The sequence below is a fragment of the Ferruginibacter profundus genome, assembly GCF_054783275.1.
Genome location: NZ_BAAGQW010000003.1, coordinates 994,038 through 1,001,661, shown reverse-complemented (window position 1 = coordinate 1,001,661; position 7,624 = coordinate 994,038). Strand labels below are relative to the sequence as shown.

The following is a 7,624-nucleotide window of genomic DNA, read 5'->3' as shown; positions in this document are numbered from 1 at the left end:
GCTGAAGATGCTTTGCCTTTTCTTTATCCGGGTGAGCCACTCATAAGGAGTGACCCACCCTGCAGCCTTTAGCTTATCATAAGCTGAAGATGCTTTGCCTTTTCTTTATCCGGGTGAGCCACTCATAAGGAGTGACCCACCCTGCAGCCTTTAGCTTATCATAAGCTGAAGATGCTTTGCCTTTTCTTTATCCGGGTGAGCCACTCATAAAGAGTGACCCACCCTTTGTGTGGGCGGGCTGCCAGGTTGAAAAAATTTAAAATAGATTTGCAATATGACAACAGAGTACCAACAATATTTTGAAGCCAACAAAGAAGGCTGGAATAAAAGAACAGCTATACATAAGGCGTCCGCCTTTTATGATCTTGATGCATTTAAAAAAGGCAAATCCTCTTTAAACAAAATTGAACTGGAAGAAGTGGGAGATGTAAAGGGACGGTCCTTGCTGCACCTGCAATGCCATTTTGGTATGGATACATTAAGCTGGGCAAGAGAAGGAGCAATGGTTACCGGTGTAGACCTTAGTAATGAAGCCATTGCGCTTGCACAACAAATAAATGACGAATTGCAATTGAATGCTTCTTTCATCTGTTGTAATGTATACGATACTACGGCGTATGTAAAACAACAATTTGATATTGTTTTTACATCTTACGGTACTATCGGCTGGTTACCCGATTTAGAACCCTGGGCAAAAATGATTGCTGCAACATTACAACCCGGTGGCTTTTTTTACATTGCCGATTTTCACCCCACACTCTGGATGCTGGATGATGCAATGGAAAAATTGACCTACAGTTATTTTAATGATGAAGTAATTGTAACCGAACAACAGGGTAGTTATACAGATAGAACAGCAGCCATACAATACACAGAGTACGGATGGAACCATCCTTTTTCAGAAATTTTTACCGCATTGATTGAGGCGGGATTACAGATTGAATTTTTACATGAGTATTGTTTTTCTCCCTATAATTGTTTTGCCAATACCGAGCAGGGCGAAGATGGTATGTGGCGCCTGAAAGGCATGGGTAATAAATTCCCGATGATGTATTCGATAAAAGCAGTGAAAAAGCAGTAAAATACCTGCTGGTGGGTATGGCAGGTTGTATTTAAAAGGTACATATTTACAGCTTACAAAACCACCATACAATGAATACTGTTTTAAAACCGGCAGCTTTAATAAGCCTGTTATTTTTTTCTGTTGTAAGTATTGCACAACCAGCTAAGCCAAAGGTTACAAAGCCAGCAGCTTTAAAACCTGCGGTTGCAAAAACTGCCACTGTAAAAAAAATCGATTACGATAAATTAAAATCAGACATACGCAGCCTTTACCGTGATGAAAAACATGCAGAAGTAATTACCAAGGCAACGCAATACCTGCAGAAATATCCCAATGATACCACAGTGGTGTTTCAAAAAGCAATGAGCCATGTTTCTTTAAAACAATATCAAACAGGCTTTGATATGGTGCGTAAATTTTATCCCAATGCAGATTCTGCAGCAAAATATATTGCCGTAATGAGTTTCTCGGTTCCGCAGGACGATCTTTTAACCACCGGTATTGCCTGTGCAGACGAAGCTATAAAAATGGTAGCTGCAAGCCCTTATGGTTATTTTGCAAAAGCCGGTATTTATTCTGATGGCGGCGATCATGAAAAAGCATTACCCTTGATGGAAAAAATGTTTAACACCTGCAGGGATGATTTTGAAAAAAGATCTTTCCGTCATTTTTATGCCAAGGAATTAGCATTCAACAAACAATATGATAAAGCCATAAGCACCATCAATGATTTGTATATAAGTTATCCAAAAGATAAAGAGATCATTTATAGTTATGCGGCTATTCATCGCTTAAATAAATCTTACGATAAAGCGATTGTGAAATATGATGAGTTAACCGCATTATTTCCTGGTGAAGGAGAGTACCAGGCCCTAAAAGTAAGTGCATTGGATGCCTGGGGAAAACCAACTGAAGCCTGTGCCGAAGTAGAAACATTAGTTGCCATAGACAGCACGTATGATTTTATGCGCTATCGTTATAAATGTCCTGCTTACTTTGCTACCCCTGCTATTAACGGTTTTAAAACGGCTACCTGGGAAGTAAATGCCAATGGCGCTAGTTACGATTTTTTAGTTAGCAATCCCCGGGGAAATATAGATACCGATTTTGAATTTGATTGGGCCATGAGTAACAAGGATGATATGAAAGGCCATATCAAACTGACCAAAGACGCTATGGAAAAAGCGATTGCACAAAACAATTATTTTGGCCCCGCTTTAAAAAATGCCACACTAACAGATAAAACTACAGTATGGATAAGCAAGGCAGTTTTTGGCGACCTTACAAAAAACAACAGTGCTAAAATGGATGTAGGCAACGGGGAAGAAACTTTTACCGTTGTACCCGATGTGCAGGATAACAGGGATAAAGCATCTTTTGAAGATAAAGTGATGGTAAGCGGCAGCAACAAATATGTAAACACCCTGCATGTGCAAAATGAAGATGGCAGCCGGCAGTTGTGGATATTACATGATGCTAAAAATCCCCTGATCATAAAAATGGACCTGGGCTGGAGCATCGTTTTAAAAAGCATTGAATAATTTGTAAAAAAGCCGGCAATTTTTTTTGTTGTTATTAAATAAGAATGGTTAAACAGCCATAAAAATATATCTTCGCAAAAATTTTTAAGCAATGGCTTTAAAGTACAAACGCATTCTGCTAAAACTCTCCGGTGAGTCTTTAATGGGCAAAAGCAATGATGGTTACGAACCTTTGGATATCAGCATTATTGCGCAATATGCAAAAGATGTAAAAGAATTGATAGCGGCGGGTGCAGAAGTGGCGATTGTAATTGGCGGCGGTAATATTTACCGTGGTATGAATGAAGCAGAAACCGGTATTGAAAGAGCACACGGAGATTATATGGGCATGCTGGCCACAGTAATAAACGGTATGGCATTGCAGGCCGGTTTGGAAAAAGCTGGTGTGTACACCCGCCTGCAGAGCGCTATAAAGATGGAACAGATCGCAGAACCATATATCCGCCGCCGTGCTATCCGCCACCTGGAAAAAGGGCGTGTGGTGATCTTTGGTGCAGGCACAGGTAACCCTTATTTTACAACTGATACAGCAGGTTCGTTAAGGGCTATTGAAATTAAAGCGGATGTTATTTTAAAAGGAACCAGGGTAGATGGCATTTATACTGCCGATCCTGAAAAAGACCATACTGCTACCAAATACGAAACCATTTCATTTGCAGAGTGCATACAAAAAAACCTGAAAGTGATGGATATGACCGCATTCACACTTTGCATGGAAAATAAACTACCCATTATTGTTTTTGATATGAACAAAACCGGTAACCTTTTAAAAGTAGTAAAGGGAGAACAGGTGGGTACTTTGGTAAGCTAAAAAATACTGCAGCAATAGTTGGTATGAAACATACAGTTATCCTGCTTGCATTTATTATCTATTGTATCACAGGCTTTGCACAGTTTGTGCAGGTTCCCGATTCGAATTTCAGGAAGATTTTGAGAAAAGAATGTCCGTCTTGTTTTAATGACAAAATGGAGCTGGATACCAGTTGCACTATTTTAAACAGTATTACAGATTTAAAGTGCAACAATTCGGAAATCAATTCAATTGAAGGAGTACAATTTTTTAAAAAACTGGAATACCTGGATTGTTCAGGAAATAAAATTCAAGAGATTCCGCAACTGCCCCGGGAGTTGAAGTCTTTTGATTGCAGCAGAAATCAAATAACACGGCTTGTATATTTTTCAGATAGTATTACTTATCTCAACTGCTCATTTAATAAGATTGACACAATCAATCAGCTACCACAAAAACTTATATCTTTAGATTGTTCTGTTAACAAAATAAGGCTAATTAAAAAACTGCCGGATAGTTTAAAAAATTTTGACTGTATTGCTAACCTGATCGAAGAGCTGCCTCCCCTTCCTGTAAAGCTTCATGTATTATCTTGTGCCAATAATTTACTTAAAAAATTACCTCGTTTACCATCCGGTATCGAATATTTTACCTGTAACTATAATAAGCTGGTGAGTTTACCACCGCTACCTGAACGATTAATAAATTTTTACTGCCGCAGTAACCTTTTGAAATCATTACCAAAACTTGGAGAAAATATTAAGGAACTAAATTGTAGTTACAACCAGCTTACTGTACTGCCGGTTTTGCCTCAATCACTTACCTTTTTATCCTGTGAATTTAATTTTATACAACAGCCTCCTTTACTTACGCCAAAGTTGTGGTATTTGCATTGCCAGATGAATTGCTTTAAAACGCAGCCAGTTAATAAATACCCTTCTGTACTTATAAACTACTTAACAGGAAACAGAGGCGATTGTAACGATACCAGGTAACAATAGTTATAAAAAATGTTCCCCCGGCAAAAGTCGGGGGAACATTTTTTAGGTGTAGTTTCTATAGAGTTTATAAAGTGGCCAGGTAGGCTCGTATATCTGCCAAAGAAGTTTTTACAGGTGTTACCGGAACTTTTTGCACATTGTTAGCAGAAGCATTTACACCGGTAGAAATGGTTTCTTTTCCCAGGAAATAATCGTTGCCTTGTTTTGAAATAACTACTACCACAGCTGCCTTACCATTAGGTACCTTACCAGAGATAAATCTTCTTTCCGGCACATCTGCATTCATACGCAACACCGACCGGAAATCTTTAAATACTAAAAATGCAGTGGTATTGGCATTGGTATAATTAGAAGGCAGGCTTGCACTTACCTGCGAACGTGTGATAGCTGCAGTATCATAAAAATAATCGCAGTTGATCCAACGCAGGTGACTGGTAGCAATTTCATAAAACTGCGAACCAATACCAATGGTGTCTGTAGAAGTATTGGGTATCCAGTTAAATTGCCCTGGCACAGATTCATCACCAAAGAATAATTTCATTTGCTGACTGGTAGGTGCATCTGCATAACGGAGATAAATTTTTACATTAGGAGCCAGCTGTAACAGCTGGCCGTTTTTACTGATGCTGATAAAAATTTCGCCGCCACTTACCAGCATACTTCCGTTTGATGTGGTAGGTTTATTCAGCAATATCATATCGCCTTTGGCTTTTACCAGGCGGGCTTCTACATATACCTTACCCGTTACCGGTAGCCCCGCAAGTGTAACACAACTCAATGGCGGAAAAGTTATTTGCAACCCGTTAGAAGCAGTAATGGAAACCGTGTTGGCATTTATTTCAAAGCTATCCCTTACAGGCTCTGATAATAAACTGCTTTGTAATGAAAAGACGGGTGCACTTGTTGGTACCGAAGTACTCCAGGTAGTATCAGCACCGTTAAGTTGCCCGGCATCAGGCACAAAAATGTCAGTATTTTTCTGGCAGGCATTTAAAAAAAATGCGGCGCCGATTAATAATATGGTTACTATTTTTTTATTCATCGTTTCTTTAAATTGTGGTTAGTACTGTATAGATGCTTTAAGTTTTTGCTGCGCTGCCTGTTAATGCAAATCAACTCTCAGCCCTAACCTTATACCTGCAGAATTATATTTTTGAGTTAACGTTAATTTTTCTTTACTCATCGGTGATAAGTTGTAGCGGAAATACGGTTCTGCCAATACATGTATCTTATCGTTGAGCTTATAATAAAAAGATGCACCTGCCATAAAGCCAACTCCGATATTTGTTTTAAACTGGTAAGGCGAACTGGTTTTTCCTGTGGTGATACTTACCGGCCTGAATGCAGTATCCAGCACATCACCTTTTTGCCAGCTGTAAGCATTTACAATTATACCGGCATTAATATTCGCATGCAATCTTCCGTTTCCCATTTCGTAACCAATCAGCACGGGCACATCAATCGTTCTGAATTTATTGATGGTAGTTTTATACCTTGTTCCGGTGGTGATGTAGCTTCCGGTAGTATCGCCATTGGCATTAATGATATAAGTGATCTGCACTAAGTTACCCTGTACAAAAGTGAATTTTTCGTTGATCTGGCTGTAGTTAATGCCGGTGCGAATGCTCATGCCATTGCCGAATACTTTGGTGTACCGTATGCCTGCGCTGTAAGCAGAAGAAAATTTAGTGCTTTCTTTTCTTTTTTGTAAATAAGCAGAGTTGCCGGTATCGCTGAGGCTGCGGAAAGCAATATCAGGCCCGCCATAAACTTCTATGTAAGATTTATTACCGGCAGCATCTTTTTCTATCGACGGGCAATCTGGTAAAAATATATTGGGTAAAAAATTCTTTTTTAAAGTAGCTGTTTTCTTTTCAGTACCTATTCTTTGTATGTCGGCAAAAATTAATCTTCTTAAATAAAAATCCTGTAAAGCCTTATCAGCATTGTTGCCAGGTGAATTGTCATCATCAATATCATCAGCAGCATTTGTTGTGGCAGAATTTTTATTTTTCTTACCCGTTGTGGTTAAAGAATTATCCTCTCCGCTTTGTGCAAACGGCGAACGTATTTTTATTCTGGATGCACCACCTGATGTAATTGTATTGAAGCCTGTAGTTTTATTACTATTATCAGAAGTTATTGCTGTGTTATTATTACCTGCGTCTTCGGCAACATTTATACCTGCAGCTGTTTTAGAACCAGGGCTTGCAACAGCGTTTTCAGTATTTGTAATTGTAACCGGGGTGTTGTTGGTTTGCTCGCTTTCACTTGTTGCTGTAACATTACTTGTGGATGCTGTAGTATTTGTTTTGTTGTTATTATTTAAGGTTGCTGGTGTTGCAGTATTTGCAGCAACAGTTGAAGCCGCGTCTTTTTTATCTGTATTTTTTAATAATAAGTACGCACCACTGCCGGTAGCAATCAGCAACGCCGTTAACAGTAAAATATTACGGCCATTAAAAAAGTTGAGCCAGAAACCTGCAGGCCTTCTTTTTTCTCTTTCCTTAACAATATTCTCCCAAATGCGGGGATGCACTTCAGGAGTATAATCCTGGAACTGCTCCTTTATATTGTCGTCAAATCGCTGGTTATTACTCATACCGCAACCTTTTGTAATTGTAAAATTTGTTTCTGCAACATCGTCCGGGCTTTTACCAGCTGGCTACGGCTGGTGCCGGGTTGTATATGCAGCATTTCTGCTATTTCTTCGTGCTGAAAACCTTCAATCACATACAGGTTAAAGATCAGCCTGTATCCATCGGGTAAATTATTGATCAGCTCCAGTATCTCTTTCTGGGTAAGGTGCCCATATGCTGATGGTTCTGTGCCATCGTCTTCATCACGGTCTTTCACTTCATACCCCACCACTTCTTTTTCGTACCGGCGTAAAGAATATTTCTTCAACGCTGTATTTACCATGATCCTTCTTATCCAGCCTTCAAAAGAGCCTTCAAATTTAAACTGGTGTATTTTGTCAAAAATCTTAATGAACGCATCCTGTAAAATATCTTCGGCATCGGCTGCATTACGGGCATAGCGGTTACACACCCCCAGCATACGGCTGGCGTAACGGTTAAAAACCTCCCGTTGACAGGCGGCTTCTTCCTTAATACATCCTCGTATGAGTTCCTCTTCCGTCAAATTTTTTATACAGGTTTACACGGGGTGTTTGTTATAGATACCCCGACAGTTGATTACGCTGCCCCAAAGGTTTTATTGTACATAA

At 39.4% G+C, this 7,624-nt stretch carries 6 protein-coding genes; 3 read left to right on the top strand and 3 right to left on the bottom strand.

Annotated elements, in window-relative coordinates; translation table 11 throughout:
- The first annotated feature begins 274 nt into the window (after nucleotides 1-274).
- The 3 genes from ACYVM0_RS23970 to pyrH all read left to right on the top strand — a co-directional run bounded on the left by ACYVM0_RS23970 (nucleotide 275) and on the right by pyrH (nucleotide 3,415).
- The gene (locus tag ACYVM0_RS23970) at nucleotides 275-1,081 is read left to right on the top strand and encodes a class I SAM-dependent methyltransferase (protein WP_460561437.1); all 807 of its coding nucleotides are present in this window, start codon (nucleotides 275-277) and stop codon (nucleotides 1,079-1,081) included.
- A gap of 71 nt (nucleotides 1,082-1,152) precedes the next feature.
- A complete protein-coding gene (locus ACYVM0_RS23965; protein ID WP_460561435.1) occupies nucleotides 1,153-2,604 on the top strand; it encodes a tetratricopeptide repeat protein in 1,452 nt (483 codons plus the stop codon).
- A 91-nt stretch (nucleotides 2,605-2,695) separates the two neighbouring features.
- Nucleotides 2,696-3,415 carry a UMP kinase gene (pyrH, locus tag ACYVM0_RS23960; protein WP_460561434.1) on the top strand — a complete coding sequence of 240 codons (720 nt, stop codon included), beginning with the start codon at nucleotides 2,696-2,698 and terminating at the stop codon, nucleotides 3,413-3,415.
- Between the two features lie 1,044 nt (nucleotides 3,416-4,459).
- Here pyrH and ACYVM0_RS23955 read toward each other — a convergent pair.
- The 3 genes from ACYVM0_RS23955 to ACYVM0_RS23945 are packed head-to-tail and all read right to left on the bottom strand — an operon-like array spanning nucleotide 4,460 to nucleotide 7,539.
- Nucleotides 4,460-5,437, bottom strand: a complete 978-nt coding sequence (locus ACYVM0_RS23955; RefSeq protein ID WP_460561432.1) for a hypothetical protein — start codon at nucleotides 5,435-5,437, stop codon at nucleotides 4,460-4,462.
- 60 nt (nucleotides 5,438-5,497) lie between these two features.
- Nucleotides 5,498-6,997, bottom strand: coding sequence for an outer membrane beta-barrel protein (locus ACYVM0_RS23950; RefSeq protein WP_460561430.1), 1,500 nt, complete (start codon nucleotides 6,995-6,997; stop codon nucleotides 5,498-5,500).
- Entirely contained in the window at nucleotides 6,994-7,539 is a 546-nt protein-coding gene (locus tag ACYVM0_RS23945; RefSeq protein WP_430988137.1) for an RNA polymerase sigma factor, read from the bottom strand. The genes ACYVM0_RS23950 and ACYVM0_RS23945 overlap by 4 nt, the downstream gene beginning before the upstream one ends.
- Nucleotides 7,540-7,624 lie beyond the last annotated feature (85 nt).

What these genes read in the sequence shown, in the direction of transcription:
- ACYVM0_RS23970 (WP_460561437.1), top strand. Translation starts at nt 275, where the DNA reads ATGACAACAGAGTACCAACAATATTTTGAAGCCAACAAAGAAGGCTGG.
- pyrH (WP_460561434.1), top strand. Translation starts at nt 2,696, where the DNA reads ATGGCTTTAAAGTACAAACGCATTCTGCTAAAACTCTCCGGTGAGTCT.
- ACYVM0_RS23955 (WP_460561432.1), bottom strand. Translation starts at nt 5,437, where the DNA reads ATGAATAAAAAAATAGTAACCATATTATTAATCGGCGCCGCATTTTTT.
- ACYVM0_RS23950 (WP_460561430.1), bottom strand. Translation starts at nt 6,997, where the DNA reads ATGAGTAATAACCAGCGATTTGACGACAATATAAAGGAGCAGTTCCAG.
- ACYVM0_RS23965 (WP_460561435.1), top strand. Translation starts at nt 1,153, where the DNA reads ATGAATACTGTTTTAAAACCGGCAGCTTTAATAAGCCTGTTATTTTTT.